The organism is Streptomyces formicae (assembly GCF_002556545.1).
In the GTDB taxonomy this organism is placed as follows: domain Bacteria; phylum Actinomycetota; class Actinomycetes; order Streptomycetales; family Streptomycetaceae; genus Streptomyces; species Streptomyces formicae_A.
The window spans coordinates 5,029,624-5,051,226 of sequence record NZ_CP022685.1 but is presented as its reverse complement, the minus strand read 5'-3'; the positions used below and the strand labels follow the sequence as shown (position 1 = coordinate 5,051,226).

Sequence of the window (21,603 nt, the reverse complement as noted above, 5' to 3'; positions counted from 1 at the left end):
GGGAGACCCGGCCAGGACGGGAGCCCCGGTCAGAACGGGAGACCCGGGATGCCGCCGCCGCCCAGGCCCTGCGCGAGCGGGCCGAGCTTCTGCTGCTGGAGCGCCTGCGCGTTCTCGTTGGCCGCCTGGACCGCTGCCACGACCAGGTCGGCCAGCGTCTCGGTGTCCTCCGGGTCGACCGCCTTGGGGTCGATCACCAGGCCCCGCAGCTCGCCGGAGCCGTTGACCGTCGCCTTGACGAGGCCGCCGCCCGCCTGTCCTTCGACCTCCGTGCGCGCAAGCTCCTCCTGCGCGTTCGCGAGGTCCTGCTGCATCTTCTGGGCCTGCTGGAGCAGCTGCTGCATGTTGGGCTGGCCACCACCGGGGATCACGATCAGCTCCTGGTTTCGCACGGTCGTCGAGTCGGTTCGAAAGCGGGGTTTCCGCCTGGAATGAGCCTACGTGGTCGGGGGTCCCCTCGCTCCAGCACTCTTTCGAGTGAGATCGAGCGTCCTCCTATACCTGATCAAGCAGCTCTTCCGGGCGGAAAAGCCGCGAAAGCGAGCTCATGGCCACCCATTGGGCGGTAGGAAGGGGTGCTGCGCACCAACAGCACCAGTCGTCACGCGGAGGCCGCGCGGAGGGGCTCGCGCAGGATCCCGCAATGAGCTGTCGAAGACGTAAGAGGGAGTGCCGGGTGAGCCAGCCGGAGATGCAGCCCGAGGGGGTGCCCCAGGAGGGGCAGGGCGCGGGCGCGCAGCGGGAAGCCGGGGACGCGGCGGGCACCGGGGGTGCGAAGGACGCGCGGGACGCGCGGGAACCCCGGCTCGGTGACCTCACCGGCCGGGCCTTCCCCCTCGGTGACTGGGGCGAGCCCGCCGAGCGCCTCGACGAGCTGTACCGCTGGGTGGAGCGCGGCGCGCTGAACACCGCCGAGTGGTACCTCGCCGACCGCGGCTGGAAGCGGCGCGGGGCCCGGCTGCTGCGGGCCGGGGCCGCGCTGGGTGCCGTGGGGGCGGGCGTGCTGCCGCTCCTCGACCTGGTGGGGGCCGTGGGGTCCGTCGCGGACTGGGGCTTCGTCTCCCTGCTCGCCGGGGTGGCGTGCGTGGGGTGCGACCGGTTCTTCGGCCTGACGTCCGGCTGGATGCGGAACGTGGCCACCGCGCAGGCCGTGCAGCGGCGGCTCCAGGTGCTCCAGTTCGACTGGGCCTCCGAGAGCGTACGAGAGGTGCTCGGGCCCACGGAGGGCACGGCCGGGGAGGCGGCCGAGCGGTGCCTCGGGGTGCTGCGGAAGTTCTCCGAGGACGTGACGGAGCTCGTGCGGTCGGAGACGACGGACTGGATGGTGGAGTTCCGGGCGGGGCCCGTGCCGCTGGTCATGCAGGCGATGGTGCCGGGGGGCTCCCGGGGGGAGGTGCCGTCGCAGCCGGGGCGGTTCGCTCTGCCGCCGCCGGGGGCCCGGCCCAATATGCCTCGGCAGCGGCCGCCTGAGCCTCGGTGAGGCGGACTTGGCGGAGCCGGTGCTGATGTCTGTCACCGGCTCCGCCGAGTTCGTCCTCAAACGCCGGACGGGCTGGAATCTCCCGCCCAGCCCGTCCGACAGCCGCCGGACAGGCTGATGCTGCTCAGCTGTAGATGATCATCGAGCCCTGTGCCAGGCTCCTCGTCGTCGCCGCGTGCAGGCCCAGCCAGACGTGGCGTTCGCGGGCGAAGGGGCTTTCGTCCGGTGGGGCCGGGGCCGCCGGTTCCTCCAGGGACGTGGGGCCCGCGGGTGGGGTCGGTGCCAGGGGTGGGTTCGCCGGGTCTATGCCGATCGAGGGGGCCACGAACTCCAGCTCGCGCAGGAGCGCCTGGGCGGAGCCCAGCGGGCCGCCGCCCGCGAGGAGTTCGTCGTTGGACAGCGGCGCGGGGAAGTCCACGGGGACGTACGCGCCGGCGTGGTCGTAGTGCCAGACCAGGTGCGACTGCTGGGCCGTGGCGTCGAACATCTCCAGGAGCTGTTCGTAGTCGCCGCCCAGTTCGTCGACGGGTGTGACTTCGAGACCGCAGATCCGCAGCAGGTAGGCGCGGCGCAGGAAGTGCAGCGCGTCGTAGTCGAACCCCGCCACCGGGGCGACGTCGCCGGACAGGCCCGGCATGTAGGAGAAGACGGGGACCGGCGGCAGTCCGGCCTCGTGCAGCGCCTTGTCGTAGGCGGCGATCTCTTCCGCGAAGGGGTTGTCGGGGCTGTGGCACAACACATCGACGAGCGGGACCAGCCACAGGTCGCAGGCCAAGAAGGACTCCTCGGGTCGGCTCGGTGGACATCGGACATCGGACGTCGTGCGTTGCCTCGCGTGCAGGCAGCGTAGTCGGGCGGCGGCCCGGTCAGGGACCGTCGTGCAGGTCCCAGATCCATACTCCGCCTACCCACTTTCCGGGGCGGCCAAGGAGCGCGTCCACGGTCGCGCGCAGTTCCGTGTCGTGCCGCTGCGGCGCGAGGACGAGGAGGCCCGCCTTCCAGAACGCCAGGTCCTGTCGGGCGGCGGCCCGCCAGGGGGGCGTGGCCTTGGGTACGCGGCCGAGTTCGGCGACGTCGTGCAGGAGGTTGGAGGTGTTGCGCGGCGAGGGTCCGTAGATGCCGACGCGGTCCGGGCCCCAGGGGCCGTTGAAGTAGCCGCCGGGGAGGCGGAAGCCCAGGTCGGCGGTGGTCTGCCAGTGCAGGGCCTCGGCGCTCGCCGGGTCGGGGACGGGCACCGGGACGAGCGTCTCGTCGGGGCCGAGGTACTTCCGCCAGGTGCCGTCCGCGATGAACGGCGGCACGTCGATCCGGTCCACGGCCTTCAGCGGCGCGGGCACGATCGGCAGGAGCGCGAGGGCGACGGCCGCGAGCCCCAGGCGGCGCCCCCGCCACCGCGATGCGAGCAGCCGCGCGAGCGCCAGCGCGAGGAGCATGCCGAGCGCCGGGGCGCACACCATCGCCACCCGCGATTCGATGACCGATTCGAAGAGCGGCCGCCCCGCGAGCGCCTTCCAGGGCCCCGGCAGCACGATGTCCGTCAGCGGAATGCGGAACTTCGGCCCGAGGGAGAGCAGCGCGGCGCCGCACGCCGTGAACGCGAGCGCCTTGACGACGGCGCGGTCCCAGAGGCGTACGACGATCGCGAAGCAGAGCGCCACCAGCGGCCAGCCGAAGAACGCGTTCTCCTCGGTGGGGTTCATGGCGAGGCCCTGGACGCTCTCCTTGCTGCCCGCCAGGGAGCGCTCGGCGAAGGAGATCAGGGCGAGCGGGCTGTTGCCCGCGTTGTCGCCGTGCAGCACGCTCTTGTAGCTCTGCGCGCCGAAGAACTGCCACCACAGCGGGTACGCGACGAGCGGCACGGTCACCGCGAGGGCGACCCCGATGCCCTTGGCCAGCGGCCGCCACGCCGCGCGCGCCAGGTCGGGGCGGGCCACCGCGTAACCGACGGCGAAGAGCAGCATGCCGAGCGCGGCGAGCAGCAGCGGCTCCTCGCCCAGGAAGATCTGGTACGTCACGAAGAGGCCGAGCAGCACCCCGTCGTGGACGACGCGGGTGCCCTCGCAGAGCCGCAGCGCCCTGTCGACGATCAGCGGGATCATGAACAGGACGATGAAGTTGGGGTGGGCGTTCGCGTGGCTGACCATCGGGGGCGCGAAGGCGGCGAGGGCCGCGCCGACGGCGGCCGCGCCCCGGTGGCGTACGAGCCGCCGCAGGATCAGCCAGTACCAGGCGACGGCGGTGGCGGCGAGCCCCCCGGTCATCGCCACGTTCAGGGCGACCGCGGGCCCGAACAGCCAGGTCACGGGGGCCAGCGGGACGGAGAGGCCGAGCATGACCGTGTTGGCCATGAGGTTCACGCCGTCGGGGAAGTTCTGGAGGGTGGTGAACAGGGGGTTGTGCAGGTGGCGGACGTTGTCGGCCGTCACCGCGAAGAACCACTCCCACTGGTTCTGGTCCTGCATGGAGTCGGGGATGTAGCGCCCGCCGGGATCCACCCAGCGGCCCGAGAAGAGCACGAAGGAGAGGGCCAGGAAGAAGGCCGCGGCCAGGACGTCGGCGCGACGGACGGCACGCGCCTTCAGGAGGGTCAGTTCGGCGAGGACGCGGACGTAGTCGAGGGGGCGGACCTTGGAGCCCTCCTGGTGGGACCAGCGCACCGGGACCTCGGCGACCGGCCAGCCCGCGCGCCGGAAGTACTGCAGTATCTCGACGTCGATGCCCCAGCCCCGCAGCCGGGACTCGGCGAACGCCTCACGGGCCAGGTCGCCGTCGAAGAGCTTGAACCCGCACTGGGTGTCGCGCACTCCGGGGACGGCGACCGTGCGTATGAGGAAGTTGCCGGTGCGCCCCAGGAGCTCGCGAAGCCGGTGCTGGTGGGTGCCGATGTCGGCGCCGGGCCTCGCGCGGGAGCCGATCGCGGCCGCGTGGCCCTCGCCGAGCGCCTTGGCGAGGTCGTCGAGTTCCTCGATGGGGGCGGCGAGGTCGGCGTCGGTGATCAGGACGAGGCGGCCGTAGGAGGCGAGGACGCCGAGGCGCAGGGCGTGGCCCTTGCCCCGGTTGCGGTCGCCGCTGACGAGATGGACGCGGGGGTCGTCGGCGGCCATCTCCGCCGCGACCTCCGCGGTGCGGTCGGTCGAGCCGTCGTCCACGACGATCAGCTCCCACTCGCCGTGGTCCGACGTCTCCAGGTGCTCCCGGATCGCGGTCAGCGTGGGGCCCAGGCGCCGCTCCTCGTTGTACGCGGGGACGACGACCGAAAGATCGACGCTCATTCAGCGGCCAGCCGCTCGATGAGCCCCAGGGAGTGCGCGTTGTACTCCCTGACGATGTCGTGGGCGCCGCACGGATCGCGCCGCGCCAGCGCGTCGACCAGCTCGGTGTGCCGCGACCAGAGTCTGCCGCGCAGGTCACCGCCGCTGCGGTCGCTCTCGCGCCGCAGGTGGGTGACCGCGCAGACCCAGGACTTCACCCGGAGCCTGTGCAGGAAGTCGGAGAGGTAGGGGTTGCCGAAGAGGGCGCTCAGCTCGCGCCAGAAGCGCAGGTCGTAGCCGATCAGTACGTTGAGGTCGCCCGCGCAGGCCGCGCGGGCCGCCTCCTCGCCCCTGCGGCGTACGGAGATGAGGGCGTCGCCCGCGTCCGGGCGGGCGTCGCCGTTCGCCATGAGCTCGCGGAAGATGCCGTCCGCGACGAGGCCGCGGGCCTCCAGCATGCCCCGGTAGTCGTCCAGGGTGTGCTCGTGGACGCGGAAGCCGCGGTGCTGGTCGGCGTCCAGGAGGCCCTGCGCGGTGAGGTTCACCAGGGCCTCGCGGACCGGCGTCGCCGAGACGCCGTACTGCTCGGCGATCTCCTTGACCGTGAACTCCTGGCCCGGCTCTAGTCTGCCCGCGAGGATCTCGTCGCGGAGCGCGTCGGCGATCTGCTGACGGAGCGTGCTGCGGATGACGGCGGAGCCGTCGGTGCCGGGCATCTGGGTTCCCCCACGGAGTCTGACGTGGTCCTCTTGCTTATGAGCACGTCAGACTACGTGGTGGGGTTCCACGGGGTCCTACCTCACGTGCTCGTCCGCCACCGAGAGCGCCGCGTCGAGCGCCGCGAGGCCCTCCTTCGCCTCCGTCTCCGTGACGTTGCACGGCGGGACGACGTGGGTGCGGTTCATGTTGATGAAGGGCCACAGGCCGTTCTTCTTGGCGGCGGCGCCGAACGCGGCCATGGGGGCGTTCGCCTCGCCGGTGGCGTTGTAGGGGACCAGGGGCTCGCGGGTCTCCCGGTCCTTCACCAGCTCAAGGGCCCAGAACATGCCGACGCCGCGCACCTCGCCGACCGAGGGGTGGCGCTCGGCGATGGCCCGCAGGCCCGGCTCGATGACCTGGGCGCCGAGGTTCGCCGCGTGCTCGACGACGCCCTCCTCCGCCATGACGTTGATCGTGGCGACGGCCGCGGCGCAGGCCAGCGGGTGGCCGGAGTAGGTGAGGCCGCCCGGGTAGGGCCGCTTGGCGAAGGTCTCCGCGATCTGCCCGGAGATGGCGACGCCGCCGAGCGGTACGTAGCCGGAGTTCACACCCTTGGCGAAGGTCATCAGGTCCGGCACGACGTCGAAGAGGTCGGCGGCGAACCACTCGCCGGTGCGGCCGAAACCGGCCATGACCTCGTCGAGGACGAAGACGATGCCGTACTTGTCGCACAGCGCGCGCACGCCCGCGAGGTAGCCGGGCGGCGGGATCATGATCCCGGCCGTGCCGGGGACCGTCTCCAGGATGATCGCCGCGACCGTCTGCGGGCCCTCGAAGACGATGGTGTCCTCCAGGTGCTGGAGCGCGCGCTCGCACTCCTGCTGCTCGGTCTCCGCGTAGAACCGGGAGCGGTAGAGGTACGGCGCCCAGAAGTGGACGACGCCCGCGGTGCCGGTGTCGGAGGCCCAGCGGCGCGGGTCGCCGGTGAGGTTGATGGCCTGCTGGGTGCCGCCGTGGTACGAGCGGTAGGCGGCGAGCACCTTGGGACGGCCCGTGTGCAGACGGGCCATGCGCGTGGCGTGCTCGACGGCGTCGGCGCCGCCGTTCGTGAAGAAGATCTTGTCCAGGTCGCCCGGGGTCCGCTCGGCGATGAGGCGTGCGGCCTCGGAGCGGGCCTCGACGGCGAAGGCGGGCGCGAACGTCGTCATCGTCGCCGCCTGCTCCTGGATCGCGGCGACGACCTTCGGGTGCTGGTACCCGATGTTGGTGTAGACGAGGCCGCTGGTGAAGTCGAGGTAGCGGTTGCCGTCGTAGTCCCAGAAGTACGAGCCTTCGGCACCGGCGACGGCGAGCGGGTCGATGAGCTCCTGTGCGGACCAGGAGTGGAACACGTGCGCGCGGTCCGCGGCCTTCACGGCGGCGCCGACCTGCGGGTTCGGCTGAGGGGTCATGGGGCCGAGGGTAAATGTCCGAGGAGTGGACACGACATGGGCGTCTTGTCTGGCGTGGGGGGCGGAACCCGACAATGTGTCGTGCGACGCGGGAACGGTGTGACTCCGCGGGTGCCACGGGGCTGGTGTCTTTGCGCAGTTCCCCGCGCCCCTTATCCGTCCACCTGCGGGTTCGCTGTGGCTGGGCGCGCCGTTCCCCGCGCCCCTTTCGGGGCGTTCCCGCTAGTCGTCGTCCGTGTCGGGGACCACCTTGGCCCGGGGGCCGACCTGCGTGCAGTGGATTTCGTAGTGGAGGTCCGGCTGTTCGTCGTCGTCCGCTGGTTCCGCCTCCAGGCGGGCGACCGCCGCGGGGCCGCGCTCCACGTCGTCGTCGATGTGGAAACCGTCGGCGGGGCTCCAGGAGACGAGGCGTACGGTGCCGTCCTGGCGGCACTCCACCGTCGCGGAGCCCCCGGTGAAGCGGACGGTGGAGCGCTCGGCGGCGGGCGGGGAGCCGGGCTTGGCGGGTTCCTTCGCGGTGCTCGGGGGGCCCGGGTCCGCCGGGGTGTTGGAGGCGCGGGCCAGCGCCCTTCGGACGGCTGCCTCGTCCAGCGGACGGCTGTGCGCGGCGGCACCGCCCTCCGCGTCCGAACCGGCCAACTGCCAGGCGCCCAGCGCCCCCGCCGCCGTGCCCACGGCCACCCACGCCGCCGTGACGACGGCGTTCCGCCACTTCCTCATCCCGCCACTGTGCCGCATCGTTTCCTAACGCCCGGTTAAGGCCCTGGTAAGCCCGCAGAAAACTCCGGTTCCGCCCCTGACTACGGTGGTTGTATGGCACATCTTCTCGTTGTCGAGGACGATCCCCAGCTCCGCGGCGCCCTGGTGAGGGCCCTGCGCGACAAGGGCCACGCGGTGGCGACCGCGCCGAGCGGCATGGCGGGCCTGGACGCGGCGGTGACGGACAGGCCCGACCTGGTCGTGCTCGACCTCGGCCTGCCGGACGTCGACGGCGCACAGGTCCTGCGCATGCTGCGCGCGATCAGCGACGTCCCCGTCATCGTGGCGACGGCCCGCGACGACGAGCCGGAGATGGTGACGGTCCTGGAGGCGGGCGCGGACGACTACATCATCAAGCCCTTCGGCGCCGCCCAACTGGACGCCCGGGTCAAGGCGGTGCTCCGTCGTCTCGGCGCGGCGGAGACGGAGGACCCCCTGCTCGTCGGCGACCTCCGCATCGACCCGGTCTCCCGCGAGGTCACCCTGTCGGACACCCCCGTCGACCTCACACCGCGCGAGTTCGACCTCCTCGCCTACCTGGCCCGCCGCCCCGGCCAGGTGGTCTCCCGCCGCGAACTCCTCGCCGAGGTCTGGCAGCAGCCCCTGGGCGGCGCGGACAAGACCGTCGACGTCCACCTCTCCTGGCTGCGCCGCAAACTGGGCGAGACGGCCCAGTCACCCCGCTACCTCCACACCGTCCGCACGGTGGGCGTCAAGCTCGCGGCACCGGATCCCGCCTGATGCGCCGCAGCCTCCTCCTCCTGACGGCGGCGACCACGGCCCTGGTCCTCACCGCCCTCCTGGTCCCCCTGACCCTGCTGACCCGCACCCACGCCGCGGACCGGGCGACGGCCGAGGCGACGGCCCGTGCCCAGTGGGTGGCCCACGCGATCGGCCCGGCCCTGGCCACCTCCACGGAGCGGGAGACGGCCGAGCAGACGGTGGAGAGCGTCAACGGACGCGACCTGCCCGCCACTTCGCTGGTGCTCGCCGACGACACGGCCATCGGCGAGCACCACCGGGTCCCGGTCACCGACGCCATCCGCCTGGCCCGCACCGGCCGCGCCTTCACCTACGAACCCGAGGCGGGCGGCCGCCAGATCCTGGTCCCCGTGCAGGGCGCCAAGGACGGCACGGCGGTGGTCCAGGTCACGGTCACCGAGAAGCAGTTGTACGCGGGCACCCTCGCCCCGTGGCTCGCCATGGCGGGCATCGGCGTGGGGCTCGTACTCCTCGGCCTGCTCCTCGCCGACCGCCTCGGCGCCCGCCTGGTGGGCGCGACCCGCCGTCTCGCCCGCACCGCAGACCGCCTGGCGGCGGGCGACCTGACGGCCAGGGCCACCCCCGAGGGGCCGCCCGAACTCCGCCTGGTGGCGGGCGAACTGAACCGCCTGGCCGCCCGCATCGACGAGCTCCTCACCGCGGAACGCGAGAACGCCGCCGACCTGGCCCACCGCCTGCGCACCCCGGTGGCCGCCCTGCGCCTGGACGCGGAGACGCTCCGCGACGCGGAAGAGGCGGACCGCATCGCCGCGGACGTCACGGCGCTGGAGCGGAGCGTGGACGACGTCATCCGCAAGGCGAGGCGCCCGCTGCGCGAGACCCCGCGCGCGGACCTGGCGGCGGTGGCGCGCGAACGGGCGGCGTTCTGGCTCCCGTTGGCGGAGGACCAGAACCGTACGGCCGAGACGAGGACGCCTCCCGCGACCACCCGGGTCCTGGTCCCCGTGCCGGAGGACGAACTGGCGGCGGCCCTGGACACGTTGATAGGCAACGTCCTCGACCACACCCCGCAGGGCACACCGTTCACCATCACCGTCCGCCGGACGGCTGAGGACCGGGCGGAGCTGACCGTCGCGGACGAGGGTCCGGGCTTCCCCGACGGAACGGCCCCCGACCGGGGCACGAGCGGAGCGGGCTCCACGGGCCTCGGCCTGGACATCGCCCGCCGCACCGCCGAGGAGGCGGACGGCGCCTTCGAGACGGCGAGCACCCCGCAGGGCGCCCGCGTCACGCTGACGTTCCCCCTCACACAGCCATGAACTCCCTGTTCACGCGGCCCGCGGGAAGGCGGTCCGCACGGCACGTGCCCACTTGTTGATCCCCAACTCGGGCCGCACGGCCGCGTACCCGCCGCAGTACTTGGTGAAGTCCGCGGCACGCACCCCGTACCGGTGGAGGACGCGGTCGGCCTCGGTGAGGTGGCCCTTGGTCTTGGTCTCCACGAGGACGAGCCCCGTGTCGGCGGCGGCGGTCCGCCCGGAGACGGTGTCGCGCACGACGAGCCCCGCGTCACAGGTGATGCGCTGCCCGTCGGCGACGAACGTGGCGCGCTGGTAGTCCGTGACCAGCGAGGTGGTGAGCCCGTCGGGCGCCTCCACCCCGTAGGACCCGCGCAGCACACCGGCGAGGAAGCCGCGCCGGGCCTCGTCCAGGACGTGGTCGTCGCCTTCGAGGCGCTGGCGGTGCTTGACGGTCTCGCCGCGCCCGCTCTTCAGCTTGATCTCGAACTGCCGCTCGCCGCTGTCCTGGTAGACGCGCTCGCGGATGCGGTAGCGAAGCCGCCGCCCCTGCCGGTGGTCGTGGAACGTCACCAGGTCAGGGGTGTCGTAGTAGGTGGAGTGATACCGGAACCACCTCTTGCCGCCGACGCTGAGGGACCGGAAGGGGCCTCCGGCACGGCGTGGATCGGTGAGGAGCGCCGCGAGATCCTCGAAGATCTCGACGGGCACCAGGTAGCTGTTGTCGTAGCGGGCGAGCAGCTCCGCCTTGGCGTTGACCTCGTCAAGCGCGATGGGGTGCGCGGCGAGGGCGGCGCGGCCGATGGCGCGTACGGCGGGGTTCACACGGTCTCCTTCGGGTGACGGGGGGCGATCGTGTTGGACCGGGTCGTGCGTCGTCGTACCGTCAACTCCCGAGAGCGTACGGAAGGTTCCGGCTGACGGAAGCGGACTTCCAGCACCATGAGATCGCGGACGTAGTCGACCTCCTGGACGGTCCAGCCGAGGGGCGGTCCGAGGCGCCGCTCCAGCTCGGCGCGGAGGGGGCCCTCCTCACGGTGGACGGCGTCAAGGGTGACGATCGCGCGCCGGTCGCGCGCGAACAGCTTCGGATGGTCGGCGCCGTACATCACCGCGAGCAGCACGGCCGCGAGCAGCGCCGCGACGGGCAGGCTCAGGGCGGGAAGTCCGCAGAGCAGGCCGAGGACCAGGGTGATGAAGTAGTAGGCGACTTCCTGGTGCTGGAGGGCGTCCGAGCGGAGCCGGACGATCGAGAGCACACCGAAGAGCCCGAAGCCGAGGGCGAGCCCACCGTCGCCACCGACCGTGCCGAGCCCCGCGACGACCGCGAACAGGGCGACGTTCAGGGCGAGGTACGCCGGGACGAGCTCCCGCCTGCGGTGTCGTGGATAGAAGACGCCGAAGGTCAGCAGCGTGACGGCGGCCAGGTCGAGGCCCAGGTGGGCGCTGAGGGTCAGTGTGCTGTCCATGCCGATGACGCTAGGGACGGCCGGGTTAAGGCCGCCCCTCAAGGACGTTAACGATGCCCCTGCCCATATCCATTGACAGCATGCTGCCATTACGACAGCATGCTTACATAAGCACCTCGAAGACCTGCACCGGAGGCACTCATGTCCCGCAAGCCCGTGCACCTCGCCGTCTACGACACGCTCGCCGACTGGGAGACGGGCCACACCACCGCGTGGCTCGCCCGCTTCGGCTACGAGATCCGCACCGTCGCGCTCTCCACCGCCCCCGTCACCAGCATCGGCGGCCTGCGCCTCCTGCCCGACCTGACGCTCGCGGAGCTGCGCCCCGAGGACAGCTCGCTGCTGGTCCTGCCGGGCGGCGACCTGTGGGACACCGGCGACGACCTCGCCCCCTTCGCCCGCACGGCCCGCGCGTTCCTCGACGCCGGGGTCCCGGTCGGCGCGATCTGCGGGGCCACGGCGGGCCTCGCCCGCGAGGGCCTGCTCGACGACCGGGCGCACACCAGCGCGGTGTCGGTATATCTGGACGCCACCGGCTACCAGGGCGGCAAGCGGTACGTCGACGCGGACGCGGTCACCGACGGCGATCTGATCACGGCGGGCCCGACCGAGCCGGTCGCGTTCGCGCGGGAGATCTTCGGGCGGCTCGGCGACGTCCTGGACGCCGAGAAGCTGGACGCCTGGTACCGCCTGTTCCACGACTCGGACCCGGCGGCGTACGAAACGCTCAACTCCTAGGCGGTACAGGACAGATGACTGACGACGAAGTCCGCGCCCAGCAGGACCTGCTCAGCCGCACGGCCCTGACCGTCTTCCGGCTCAACGGCCAGTTCCTCGGCGCGTCCGAGGAACTGGCGCGCCCCGCCGGGCTCACCGCCGCCTGGTGGCAGGTGCTCGGCGCCGTGCTCCGCGCCCCCCTGCCGGTCGCCGGGATCGCCCGCGCGATGGGCATCACGCGGCAGAGCGTGCAGCGCGTGGCCGATCTCCTCGTGCGCGAGGGCCTCGCCGAGTACGTGGCGAACCCCGCGCACCGCCGCGCCAAGCTGCTGCGCCCGACCGACGAGGGCCGCGCCGCCGTCGCCCGGATCGACCCGGGTCACGCGGAGCTCGCGGGGCGGCTCGCCGGTCTGCTCGGCACGGCCGAGTTCGCCGAAACCGTACGGGTGTTGGAAAAGCTGTCCGCGGCCCTCGACGACATCCAGGCGCCGGGCTAGGAGGGCACTGCCGCCGAGTGCCGAAGTACCTGTCTGGACCCCATGACCGGCCAGTACACTCCTCACTCTGTTGCACACCAACGGGGGAGGCCGGTGCGGCGATGGAGAGGCTCGGACCAGGAGATCCACAACGGATCGGCGCGTACCGGCTGTTGGCGCGGCTCGGCGCGGGCGGCATGGGGCAGGTGTACCTGGCGCGGTCCGGCAGGGGCCGGACCGTCGCGGTGAAGCTGGTCCGCCAGGAGCTCGCCGAGCAGGAGGAGTTCAGGAACCGCTTCCGGCAGGAGGTCGCGGCCGCACGGCAGGTCGGCGGCGTCTGGACCGCGCCGGTGCTCGACGCGGACACCGAGGCGACGATCCCGTGGGTCGCCACCGGATACGTCGCGGGGCCCTCCTTGCAGAGCGTCGTCTCGCACGAACACGGGCCGCTGCCCGAGCGCTCCGTGAACATCCTCGCGGCCGGGCTCGCCAACGCGCTCAAGGACATTCACGCGGCGGGCCTGGTCCACCGCGACCTGAAGCCGTCGAACGTCCTGGTCACCATCGACGGCCCGCGCGTCATCGACTTCGGCATCGCGCGCGCCCTGGAGACGGTCACCGACGGCGGTCTGACCCGCACGGGCGCGCTGATCGGCTCGCCCGGCTTCATGGCGCCGGAGCAGGTGCGCGGGGACCGGATCACCCCGGCGTGCGACGTGTTCTGTCTGGGCTCCGTCCTCGCGTACGCGGCGTCCGGCATGCTGCCGTTCGGTACCGCCAACAGCGGGGTGCACGCGCTGATGTTCCGCATCGCGCAGGAGGAGCCCGACCTGGAGGGCATCCCCGAGAGCCTCGCCGAGCTGATCGGCGCGTGCCTGCACAAGGATCCCGCGGCCCGTCCCGCGCTGGACGACATCCTGGAACGCACGGGCGCGCAGGACACCCTCAGCGAGGGAGGCAGCACCCTCGAACCCTGGCTGCCGGGCTCACTGGTCGCGCAACTCGGGCGCCACGCCGTGCAGTTGCTGGACACGGAGGACCCGGACGACGGGTCGGACACCGGCACGGACCCGGCGGCCACGAACGGCTCCTCCCCGGACGGCTCCTCCCCGGACAACCGGAACGACACCCCGCCCCCGCGCCCGGCCTCTCCTCCAGCCTCCGCGCCCACACCGGCTCCCACACCCACAGCCCCGGACGACGCCGACGCCACGCCCCCGCCCCCCGGCAGACCCGGCACCGCGCCCCTCGGTCACCTCCCCACCATGGTCTCGGGCCAGCCCCCGGCCCTCACTCCCCCGCCGTCGACACCGGCACCGGCATACGGCTACCCCCACCAGCCCCAGCACCCCTCCGGCTTCGGCCCCACCCCGCCCTACGGGCCCGGCGGCGGATACCTGCCCCCGCCCGAACCCCCGCGCCGCAGCGGCCGTTCGACCGCCGCGCTCATCGTCGTGGCGTTGATAGTGGCCATCGGAGCGGGCGGCACCGTCTACGCGGTGATGAACGACGAGGGCACGGACGACGCGAAGAACACGGACGCCAAGAACTCCGCGAGCAGTGCCCCGGCGACCCCGGGGCCGACCTCCCCGAGCGCGGAGCCCTCCGAGCGGGCGTCGGCGTCGTCCAGCGCCGAGGAGGGCACCGTGCCAGAGAAGTACCTGGGCACCTGGAACGGCGGGCTCAAGAGCGACGCGGGGCGCAGCACCCGTCAACTCACGCTCCAGCAGGGCGAGGTGGGCGACACGGTCCTCTCCGTGACGGCGGACGGTCCTGCCAAGGGCGGCGGCACCTACCACTGCGTCTTCCAGGGGAAACTGGAGTCCGCCTCGGACGACCGGCTGCACATCGGCCCCACCGAGGTCATCGTCGGCGAGCCCATGACGTCCTGCACACCGGGCAGCCCGACCGTCGTCACGATCCTCGGCAACGGCAAGCTGCGGCGCGCGAACACGGACGGCAGCGGCGAGTTGACGTACGACCGCGCCAACTGAACCGGCGGCGAACAACGGCCGACGGAACGGCGATACCGGCACCGGGGCCCCTCGCGCGCCCTACTGTCACCGGCCATGGAGTGGCTGAGCACCGAAAACGTCATCGCCGTGCTCACGGCGGTCCTCGGCCTGCTCGCCACCGTCGGCGCCCTCTGGTACGAGCGCAGGGTGCCGCGCCGCAAGCGCGTCGGCTACCGCGTGCAGATGGACACGGCCATAGGGGACAACGTCCCCACCGGCGGCGCCAACGCGCGCCTCGGGCTCTTCGACGAGACGCCCGAGATGTCGGGCGCCACGCTCGTCCTGCTCCGGGTGGAGAACGACGGCTCGCAGGAGATCACCGACGCCGACTACACCGGCCGCGCGCCGCACGGCCTCACCGCCGTCTTCACCGACCGGACCATCCGCGGCGTCGCGGTCACCGCGCAGGCCGGGGCCGACCACCTGATGGAGCACTTCACGGCGAGCGCGGGCCTGCGCTACGAGGGCAGCACCCTGCGCATCCCGCGCGTGCCGCTCAACCGGGGCCAGCACTACAAGCTCCTCGTGCTGCTCACCGGCGGCCCGGTCGGCGGCGAGATCACCATGTCGGGCGGCATCCAGGCGGGCGAGGTGCGGCCGAACCGGTCGACGACCCCGGACGACAAGCCGCCGGTCCTCTCCCGCCCCGCCCGGTTCCTGACGGTGCTGCTCACCCTGTCCGTCATCGCCCTGGCCTCGATCATCGTGCTGCGGGACGACGATCCGCCGCCGATCGAGTGCGCGACGGGCGAGTTGACGGTGCTCGGCTCGACGGCGTTCGCGCCGGTCGCCCAGGAGCTCGCGGAGAAGTACGAGAACGACTGCCCGGGGTCCGCCATCACGGTCAGCGCGCACGGCAGTACGTCGGGGGTGCGCGAACTGGACGACGAGGGACGGAAGTCGGCGGGCAGGGGGTCCCGAAGACCGGCGGGTTCGCCGCCGCTGGTCTCCTTCTCCGACGGCCCCAAGTCCGACGGGTTCCCGCACCTGGCCGAATCGCGCGTCGCGGTCTCCGTCTTCGCGCTGGTCCTCAACGACCGCGTGCCGCTGCGCGATCTGACGCTGGCGCAAGTGCGGCGGATCTACCGGGGCGACGTACGCAACTGGAAGGAGCTCGGCGGTCCCGATCTGCCGGTGGTCCTGGTCAGCCGGGGCTCCAGCTCGGGCACCCGCGACACGCTCCAACGCCGCGTCCTGGCCGGGGCCTTCGAGATCAAGGCGTCGTCGAACGACTGCCTGAGCAAGGACGACCCCTCCGTCCCCGTGACCCGCTGCGAACTGGACTCCACCGACCAGGTCCTGGACGCCGTCGAGCGCATCCCCGGCGCCCTCGGCTACAGCGAGCTGCGCACCGCCGCCGCCCTCAAGGGCCTGCACCGCCTCGACCTGGAAGGACACGCGCCCTCCGTCGAGCAGCTCACCAGGACCGGCTACCCCTACCGCGAGATCGAGTACGCCTACACCTACGGCCTGCCCCCCGCCGACTCGCTGGCCGCCAGCTTCCTCGCCTACGCGCGCGGCAACGGCCTCGACGTCATCCGCACCCACGGCCATCTCCCCTGCGCCACCCCGGAGGGCCTGCGCGTCTGCGGCGAGGACACGGGCAGCTGACGGGCCGGGTACGGCGAAGGGGCGCTCCGGACCAACCGGAACGCCCCTGCACCAGGTGCGGCCGAAGCCGCGGGACGCGCTAGATGAACGAGTTGATCTCGATCGTCTCGGTGCGGCCGGGACCCACGCCGATCGCGGAGATCGGGGCGCCGGACATCTCCTCCAGGGCCTTCACGTAGTCCTGCGCGTTCTTCGGCAGGTCGGCGAAGGTCTTGGCCTTGGTGATGTCCTCGGACCAGCCCGGGAGCGTCTCGTAGATCGGCTTCGCGTGGTGGAAGTCGGTCTGGTTGTAGGGCAGCTCCTCGACGCGCTTGCCGTCGATCTCGTACGCGACACAGACCGGGATCCGCTCCCAGCCGGTGAGCACGTCGAGCTTGGTGAGGAAGAAGTCCGTCAGGCCGTTGACGCGCGTGGCGTAGCGGGCGATCGGGGCGTCGAACCAGCCGCAGCGGCGGTCCCGGCCCGTGGTGACACCGCGCTCGCCGCCGATGGTGCGCAGCGCCTCGCCGTCCGCGTCGAACAGCTCGGTGGGGAACGGGCCCGCGCCGACGCGGGTCGTGTACGCCTTCAGGATGCCGATGACGCGGGTGATCTTCGTCGGGCCCACACCCGTACCCGTGCAGGCGCCGCCCGCGGTCGGGTTCGAGGAGGTGACGAAGGGGTACGTGCCGTGGTCCACGTCCAGGAGCGTGCCCTGGCCGCCCTCGAACAGGACGACCTTGTCCTCGTCGAGCGCGTTGTTCAGGATCAGCGTGGTGTCGGCGACGTACTGCTTGATGTTCTCGCCGTGCTCAAGGAGCTGCTCGACGATCTGCTCGGCCTCGATGGCGCGGCGGTTGAACACCTTCGTCAGGAGCTGGTTCTTCTGCTCCAGGGCCGCTTCGACCTTCTGCGTCAGGATCGACTCGTCGTAGAGGTCCTGCACGCGGATGCCGGTGCGGTTGATCTTGTCGGCGTACGTCGGACCGATGCCACGGCCGGTCGTGCCGATCTTGCGCTTGCCGAGGAAGCGCTCCGTCACCTTGTCCACGGTCACGTTGTACGGCGTGATGATGTGCGCGTTGCCGCTGATCAGCAGCTTCGACGTGTCGACGCCGCGCTCGTTCAGACCGCTCAGCTCGGAGAGCAGGACCGACGGGTCGACGACGACTCCATTGCCGATGACAGGCACACAGTCCGGGGAGAGGATCCCGGAAGGGAGGAGATGCAGCGCGTACTTCTGGTCGCCTACGACGACCGTGTGGCCGGCGTTGTTGCCGCCCTGGTAGCGCACTACATAGTCCACGGAGCCACCGAGCAGGTCAGTGGCCTTTCCCTTGCCTTCGTCACCCCACTGAGCACCGAGCAGCACAAGTGCGGGCACAGGCGTACACCCCTTCCGGGCGGGGCATGTCCAAGGTCAGGGGCCGTAGCCGCCGTATGGGTGTGCCTTGGATGCTGCCCCGGAATAGACGAAGCCCCTGGCGCAATAGCGCAAGGGGCTCTTGCACAAAGATGCTACCCGAGGTCTCAATGAACGGCTAAAAGAAAGGGCGCACGTTGTCGGCTCGCGACCAGCTCCTAGTCGTCATCGACCCGGTCGCCCGGCGCACGGACGGTGAGTCGGTACGGATCGCGAAGGACGTGCTCAGCGCGGGCGCCGCGGTCCGTGTCTGCCTCCCCGACGGCCCCGAGGACTTCGCGAAAGCGCTGGCCAGACGGGGTGCGCGGCGCCTCGTGGTGGTCGGCGACGACCGGGCGCTGCTGCGCGCCGTCGGCACGCTCCACCGGGAGCGGGACCTCGCGGGAAGCGCGCTCTCGGTCGTTCCCGTCGGCACCGCGCAGACGCTCGCGCGGACGCTCGGCGTGCCCTCCGGAGCGGTCGCCGCGGCCCGGACGGTCCTGGAGGGGGCCGAACGCAGGCTCGATCTGCTGGTGGACGACAGCGACGGCGTCGTCCTCGGGGACCTGCGGATCCCGCCGGTCGGTGCGGGGGCGACGGGGTCGGGGGCCACGGTGTCGGGGGCGGCCGACGGCGCCGCGACCGGCACCACCTCGGTCGAGGGCCACGCCTGGCTGCGGACCTGCCAGTCCTTCGTCCGCACCCTCGCCGCACGCCCCGCGCGGGTGGCGGCGCCGCCGGGACCCTCGCCCGCGCGGCTGCGGGTCGAGGCGGACGGCGTCACGCTCGTCGACCTGGACCAGCCCGTCGAGGGCGTCCTGGTCACCGCGGGCCACGGCGGGGGCCTGGCCCAGGTGGAGGTCCGCCCCTCATCGGTCGGCGCGGAGGCGACACCGCTGCGGGTGCGGGCGCGCACGGTGACGGTCTCCGGGGCGGACTTCCGCTACCGCGCGGACGCGGTGGTCGCGGGCCCGGTCCGGACCAGGACGTGGACGGTGCGCCCCCGGGCGTGGGGGCTGACGCTGCCGAGATAGCGGGCCTGGCAGGCCCGGCCGCGGGCGCTCCGCTCACTCGCTCCCGAACAGCATCTCCCTGTGCACGCGCCAGCGGTCCATCATCCCCGCCAGTTCCCCCTGCACGAACTCGAAGAACGCCAGCGTCTCGGCGAGGCGCCGCCCCGCGGGCGTGTCCTCGCCGAGGTTGAGGACGCCGTCCCGCATGGCCTCCTCCCACCGCTTGAGCACCCCGTCCCGATTGCCGAGCGCCTCGTACCACTGGTTGCTGTGCACCCGGAAGATGTCGCGCCGCGTGCCCGGCTCCCGCTCGCGGTTCACCATGTGCTGCTGGCTCAGGTAGCGCACCGCGCCGGAGACCGCGGCGGGGCTGACCCGCAGCTGTTCGCCGAGCTCCGCCGCGGTGAGGGCGCCCGAGTCCGAGGAGAGCAGGGCGGCGAAGATCCGGGCGGGCATCCGTGGCATGCCCGCCTCGACCAGGTGGGAGGCGAACTTCTCCACGAAGCGGGAGACCGCCTCGGCATCGGGCCGCCCCTGGGTCTCGCTCGTCTCGTCCGTCATGCGTCGATCATCTCCCCTGGTCCCTCCTCGTGGCCCCCGCGGCCCCCATGGCCCCCATGGCCCCCATGGTTCTCGTTCGAGTGAGTTTACGCACTTCCTTAACTTCACAAGTTTGTGAAAGTAGCGTACGTTCAAAAACATGACGAAGGCAATCACCGTCTCCGGACTGCACAAGGCGTTCGGCACGACGTACGCGCTGGACGGCCTCGACCTGGACGTCGAGAGCGGCGAGGTGCACGGCTTCCTCGGGCCCAACGGATCGGGGAAGTCCACCACCATCCGCGTCCTGCTCGGCCTGCTGCGCGCCGACTCCGGCGCCGCGCAGCTGCTGGGCCGCGACCCGTGGCAGGACGCGGTCGACCTGCACCGCCGCATCGCGTACGTCCCCGGCGACGTCACCCTGTGGCGCAACCTCTCCGGCGGCGAGGTCATCGATCTGTACGGCAGGCTGCGGGGCGGACTCGACGAGGCACGCCGCGCCGACCTCGTCGAACGCTTCGAGCTGGACCCCACCAAGAAGGGGCGCACCTACTCCAAGGGCAACCGGCAGAAGGTCGCCCTCGTCGCGGCGTTCGCCTCCGACGTCGACCTGCTGCTCCTCGACGAACCCACCTCGGGGCTCGACCCGTTGATGGAGGAGGTCTTCCAGAGCTGCGTGGCCGAGGAGCGCGACCGGGGCCGCACCATCCTGCTCTCCTCGCACATCCTCAGCGAGGTCGAGACGCTCTGCGACCGCGTCAGCATCATCAGGAAGGGGCGGACCGTCGAGTCAGGGTCGCTGTCCGAGCTGCGCCACCTGACGCGGACCAGCGTCAAGGCCGAACTCGCGGCCGCCCCCGAAGGACTCGCGGACCTGCCGGGCGTGCACGACCTCGACGTCCAGGGCAGGCGGGTCGGGCTCCAGGTCGACACCGACAAGCTCGACGCCGTCCTCAGGTCCCTGACGGAGACCGGGATCCGCTCGCTGACCTGCACCCCGCCCACCCTGGAGGAGCTGTTCCTGCGGCACTACCAGGACGACGTACGCGCGGCGGCGATGGCGCGATGACCACCGCACCCGGCACCGCACCGGGCACCGCGTTCGGCGCCGACTTCGCGCCGCGCACCGGCGGCTCGCGCCAACTGGCGGGCACCGGAGCCCTGTTCCGGCTCGCGCTGCGCCGCGACCGGGTCATGATGCCGGTCTGGATCCTGATCGTCTCCGGCATGGTCCTCGCCATGCCCGGCTCCCTGGAGAGCGTCTACCCGACCGCCGCCGAACGCGCGGACGCCATGGCGTCGATGAACTCCAACTCCTCGATGCGCGCCATGTACGGCCCGGTCTTCGACGACTCGCTCGGCGCCCTCTCCGCCTGGCGCATCGGCGTCTACGCGGGGGTGCTCGCCGCCGTGATGAGCCTGGTCATCGTCATCAGGCACACCCGCGATGAGGAGGAGACCGGACGCCAGGAGATGCTCTCGGCGTCCATGGTGGGGCGCCGCGCGCCGCTGACCGCCGCGCTGCTCACCGCCCTCACCGCCGACGCCGCCGTCGGAGTCCTCATCACCGCGGGCATGGCGGGCCGGGGCGCGACGGGGGCGTTCGCGCTCGGCCTCGGTGTCGCGGGCACCGGCATGCTCTTCGCCACCCTGGCGGCGATCGCCGCGCAGCTCACCGAGAGCGCGCGGCTCGCCAAGGGCCTGACGGCGGCGGTGCTCGGCGCGGCGTTCGTGCTGCGCGCGGCGGGCGACGCGGGCACCTCGGGGAGCTCGGCCGGTTCGTCCGCGCTGACCTGGCTCTCGCCGCTCGGCTGGCAGGAGAACCTGCGGGCGTACGCCGGTGAGCGCTGGTGGATCACCGCGCTCGTCGGCGCGGCGCTCGTGGCGCAGGGCGTCGGCGCGTACGCGCTCGCGGGGCGCAGGGACGTCGGCATGAGCTTCCTGCCGACGCGCCCTGGACCCGCGCACGGCGGCATCGCCACGGCGGGCGGGCTGGCCTGGCGGCTCCAGCGGGGCAGCGTGTTCGGCTGGCTCGCCGGGTTCCTGGTCGCGGGGCTCGTGTTCGGCGGGATGGCGGACGGCGCGGCCGACATCGTCGGGGACAGCGCGAACACCCGCGAGATCTTCGAGCGGATGGGCGGCCAGACCGGTCTGACCGACGCGTTCCTCGCCACCGTCATCGGCATGTTCGGCATGATCGCCGCGCTCTACGCCGCCGCCTCCGTGCTGCGGCTGCACGGCGAGGAGACCTCGCAGCGCGCCGAGCCGGTCCTCGCGGGCGCGGTGGGGCGGCTGCGCTGGGCCGCGGGGCACCTGGTCATCGCGTTCGGCGGGGCGCTTCCGCTGATGCTGGTCGCCGGGCTCGGCATGGCCCTCGGGCACGGCGGGGACACCGGCGCGATCCTCGGGGCGTGCCTGGCACAGCTCCCCGCCGTCTGGGTCCTCGGCGGGCTCGCGGTGTTCCTCGTCGGCGCGTACCCGAAGGCCGCCGCGGCCTCCTGGGCGGTCGTCGGGACCTGCCTCGCGATCGGCTGGCTCGGCCCCGCGCTCGACCTGCCGCAGGCGGCCATGGACCTGTCGCCCTTCGGACACCTGCCGAAGCTGCCGGGCGGCGACGCGAGCTGGCCGCCGTTCGTGGTCCTGACGCTGATCGCGGCGGCGCTGGTGGGCGCGGGCCTGGTGGGGCTGCGACGCCGGGACATGATCACCTGACGCCTCTC

At 72.4% G+C, this 21,603-nt stretch carries 20 protein-coding genes; 10 read left to right on the top strand and 10 right to left on the bottom strand.

Annotated features, from left to right (window positions below; translation table 11 throughout):
• Window positions 1-29: 29 nt before the first annotated feature.
• Window positions 30-371 (bottom strand): YbaB/EbfC family nucleoid-associated protein, encoded by a 342-nt coding sequence (locus KY5_RS21755; protein WP_098243830.1) that lies wholly within the window; start codon window positions 369-371, stop codon window positions 30-32.
• A 305-nt stretch (window positions 372-676) separates the two neighbouring features.
• On the opposite strand from KY5_RS21755, the gene KY5_RS21750 reads away from it, so the two are divergent.
• Entirely contained in the window at window positions 677-1,480 is an 804-nt protein-coding gene (locus KY5_RS21750) for an SLATT domain-containing protein (protein WP_098243829.1), read from the top strand.
• A gap of 124 nt (window positions 1,481-1,604) precedes the next feature.
• On the opposite strand, the gene KY5_RS21745 is transcribed toward KY5_RS21750, so the two are convergent.
• From KY5_RS21745 to KY5_RS21725, 5 genes are all read right to left on the bottom strand, one after another.
• Window positions 1,605-2,255: a hypothetical protein gene (locus KY5_RS21745; protein WP_098243828.1), complete on the bottom strand. Its 651-nt coding sequence runs from the start codon at window positions 2,253-2,255 to the stop codon at window positions 1,605-1,607.
• A 91-nt stretch (window positions 2,256-2,346) separates the two neighbouring features.
• The gene (locus tag KY5_RS21740; RefSeq protein WP_098243827.1) at window positions 2,347-4,752 is read right to left on the bottom strand and encodes a dolichyl-phosphate beta-glucosyltransferase; all 2,406 of its coding nucleotides are present in this window, start codon (window positions 4,750-4,752) and stop codon (window positions 2,347-2,349) included.
• Entirely contained in the window at window positions 4,749-5,447 is a 699-nt protein-coding gene (locus KY5_RS21735) for a GntR family transcriptional regulator (protein WP_098243826.1), read from the bottom strand. Before KY5_RS21735 ends, KY5_RS21740 begins: the two co-directional genes overlap by 4 nt.
• A 78-nt stretch (window positions 5,448-5,525) precedes the next feature.
• Window positions 5,526-6,881: an aspartate aminotransferase family protein gene (locus tag KY5_RS21730; protein ID WP_098243825.1), complete on the bottom strand. Its 1,356-nt coding sequence runs from the start codon at window positions 6,879-6,881 to the stop codon at window positions 5,526-5,528.
• 222 nt (window positions 6,882-7,103) lie between these two features.
• Window positions 7,104-7,601, bottom strand: a complete 498-nt coding sequence (locus KY5_RS21725; protein ID WP_098243824.1) for a hypothetical protein — start codon at window positions 7,599-7,601, stop codon at window positions 7,104-7,106.
• Between the two features lie 93 nt (window positions 7,602-7,694).
• Here KY5_RS21725 and KY5_RS21720 point away from each other — a divergent pair, with 93 nt between their 5' ends.
• Window positions 7,695-8,381 (top strand): response regulator transcription factor, encoded by a 687-nt coding sequence (locus KY5_RS21720; RefSeq protein WP_098243823.1) that lies wholly within the window; start codon window positions 7,695-7,697, stop codon window positions 8,379-8,381.
• Window positions 8,381-9,682: a sensor histidine kinase gene (locus tag KY5_RS21715; protein WP_098243822.1), complete on the top strand. Its 1,302-nt coding sequence runs from the start codon at window positions 8,381-8,383 to the stop codon at window positions 9,680-9,682. Before KY5_RS21720 ends, KY5_RS21715 begins: the two co-directional genes overlap by 1 nt.
• A 9-nt stretch (window positions 9,683-9,691) precedes the next feature.
• On the opposite strand, the gene KY5_RS21710 is transcribed toward KY5_RS21715, so the two are convergent.
• Window positions 9,692-10,486, bottom strand: coding sequence for a VTC domain-containing protein (locus KY5_RS21710; RefSeq protein ID WP_098243821.1), 795 nt, complete (start codon window positions 10,484-10,486; stop codon window positions 9,692-9,694).
• A complete protein-coding gene (locus tag KY5_RS21705) occupies window positions 10,483-11,130 on the bottom strand; it encodes a DUF4956 domain-containing protein (protein WP_098243820.1) in 648 nt (215 codons plus the stop codon). Before KY5_RS21705 ends, KY5_RS21710 begins: the two co-directional genes overlap by 4 nt.
• A gap of 141 nt (window positions 11,131-11,271) precedes the next feature.
• On the opposite strand from KY5_RS21705, the gene KY5_RS21700 reads away from it, so the two are divergent.
• The 4 genes from KY5_RS21700 to KY5_RS21685 all read left to right on the top strand — a co-directional run bounded on the left by KY5_RS21700 (window position 11,272) and on the right by KY5_RS21685 (window position 15,949).
• On the top strand, window positions 11,272-11,868 hold the full coding sequence (locus KY5_RS21700; RefSeq protein WP_098243819.1) for a DJ-1/PfpI family protein: 597 nt from the start codon (window positions 11,272-11,274) through the stop codon (window positions 11,866-11,868).
• A 14-nt stretch (window positions 11,869-11,882) separates the two neighbouring features.
• Window positions 11,883-12,344, top strand: a complete 462-nt coding sequence (locus KY5_RS21695; protein WP_098243818.1) for a MarR family winged helix-turn-helix transcriptional regulator — start codon at window positions 11,883-11,885, stop codon at window positions 12,342-12,344.
• Window positions 12,345-12,445: 101 nt separating this feature from the next.
• Window positions 12,446-14,317, top strand: coding sequence for a serine/threonine-protein kinase (locus tag KY5_RS21690; protein ID WP_098243817.1), 1,872 nt, complete (start codon window positions 12,446-12,448; stop codon window positions 14,315-14,317).
• 75 nt (window positions 14,318-14,392) lie between these two features.
• Window positions 14,393-15,949 carry a substrate-binding domain-containing protein gene (locus tag KY5_RS21685; RefSeq protein WP_098243816.1) on the top strand — a complete coding sequence of 519 codons (1,557 nt, stop codon included), beginning with the start codon at window positions 14,393-14,395 and terminating at the stop codon, window positions 15,947-15,949.
• 79 nt (window positions 15,950-16,028) lie between these two features.
• Here the strand turns inward: KY5_RS21685 and KY5_RS21680 are convergent, their stop codons facing one another.
• Window positions 16,029-17,312, bottom strand: coding sequence for an adenylosuccinate synthase (locus KY5_RS21680; protein WP_098243815.1), 1,284 nt, complete (start codon window positions 17,310-17,312; stop codon window positions 16,029-16,031).
• A 176-nt stretch (window positions 17,313-17,488) separates the two neighbouring features.
• Here KY5_RS21680 and KY5_RS21675 point away from each other — a divergent pair, with 176 nt between their 5' ends.
• Complete coding sequence (locus KY5_RS21675; RefSeq protein ID WP_098243814.1) at window positions 17,489-18,364, top strand: diacylglycerol kinase family protein; 876 nt, start codon at window positions 17,489-17,491, stop codon at window positions 18,362-18,364.
• 33 nt (window positions 18,365-18,397) lie between these two features.
• Here KY5_RS21675 and KY5_RS21670 read toward each other — a convergent pair whose 3' ends face one another.
• Complete coding sequence (locus KY5_RS21670) at window positions 18,398-18,904, bottom strand: GbsR/MarR family transcriptional regulator (RefSeq protein ID WP_098243813.1); 507 nt, start codon at window positions 18,902-18,904, stop codon at window positions 18,398-18,400.
• Between the two features lie 139 nt (window positions 18,905-19,043).
• Between KY5_RS21670 and KY5_RS21665 the strand changes: the two genes are divergently transcribed.
• The gene (locus KY5_RS21665) at window positions 19,044-19,952 is read left to right on the top strand and encodes an ABC transporter ATP-binding protein (protein WP_098243812.1); all 909 of its coding nucleotides are present in this window, start codon (window positions 19,044-19,046) and stop codon (window positions 19,950-19,952) included.
• A complete protein-coding gene (locus tag KY5_RS21660) occupies window positions 19,949-21,595 on the top strand; it encodes an ABC transporter permease (RefSeq protein ID WP_098243811.1) in 1,647 nt (548 codons plus the stop codon). Before KY5_RS21665 ends, KY5_RS21660 begins: the two co-directional genes overlap by 4 nt.
• The last annotated feature ends 8 nt before the right edge of the window (window positions 21,596-21,603 follow it).

Excerpts from the sequence above, each read along its gene's own strand:
- KY5_RS21740 (WP_098243827.1), bottom strand. The coding sequence starts at position 4,752 with ATGAGCGTCGATCTTTCGGTCGTCGTCCCCGCGTACAACGAGGAGCGG.
- KY5_RS21735 (WP_098243826.1), bottom strand. The coding sequence starts at position 5,447 with ATGCCCGGCACCGACGGCTCCGCCGTCATCCGCAGCACGCTCCGTCAG.
- KY5_RS21730 (WP_098243825.1), bottom strand. The coding sequence starts at position 6,881 with ATGACCCCTCAGCCGAACCCGCAGGTCGGCGCCGCCGTGAAGGCCGCG.
- KY5_RS21725 (WP_098243824.1), bottom strand. The coding sequence starts at position 7,601 with ATGAGGAAGTGGCGGAACGCCGTCGTCACGGCGGCGTGGGTGGCCGTG.
- KY5_RS21720 (WP_098243823.1), top strand. The coding sequence starts at position 7,695 with ATGGCACATCTTCTCGTTGTCGAGGACGATCCCCAGCTCCGCGGCGCC.
- KY5_RS21715 (WP_098243822.1), top strand. The coding sequence starts at position 8,381 with ATGCGCCGCAGCCTCCTCCTCCTGACGGCGGCGACCACGGCCCTGGTC.
- KY5_RS21705 (WP_098243820.1), bottom strand. The coding sequence starts at position 11,130 with ATGGACAGCACACTGACCCTCAGCGCCCACCTGGGCCTCGACCTGGCC.
- KY5_RS21700 (WP_098243819.1), top strand. The coding sequence starts at position 11,272 with ATGTCCCGCAAGCCCGTGCACCTCGCCGTCTACGACACGCTCGCCGAC.
- KY5_RS21695 (WP_098243818.1), top strand. The coding sequence starts at position 11,883 with ATGACTGACGACGAAGTCCGCGCCCAGCAGGACCTGCTCAGCCGCACG.
- KY5_RS21690 (WP_098243817.1), top strand. The coding sequence starts at position 12,446 with ATGGAGAGGCTCGGACCAGGAGATCCACAACGGATCGGCGCGTACCGG.
- KY5_RS21685 (WP_098243816.1), top strand. The coding sequence starts at position 14,393 with ATGGAGTGGCTGAGCACCGAAAACGTCATCGCCGTGCTCACGGCGGTC.
- KY5_RS21670 (WP_098243813.1), bottom strand. The coding sequence starts at position 18,904 with ATGACGGACGAGACGAGCGAGACCCAGGGGCGGCCCGATGCCGAGGCG.
- KY5_RS21665 (WP_098243812.1), top strand. The coding sequence starts at position 19,044 with ATGACGAAGGCAATCACCGTCTCCGGACTGCACAAGGCGTTCGGCACG.
- KY5_RS21660 (WP_098243811.1), top strand. The coding sequence starts at position 19,949 with ATGACCACCGCACCCGGCACCGCACCGGGCACCGCGTTCGGCGCCGAC.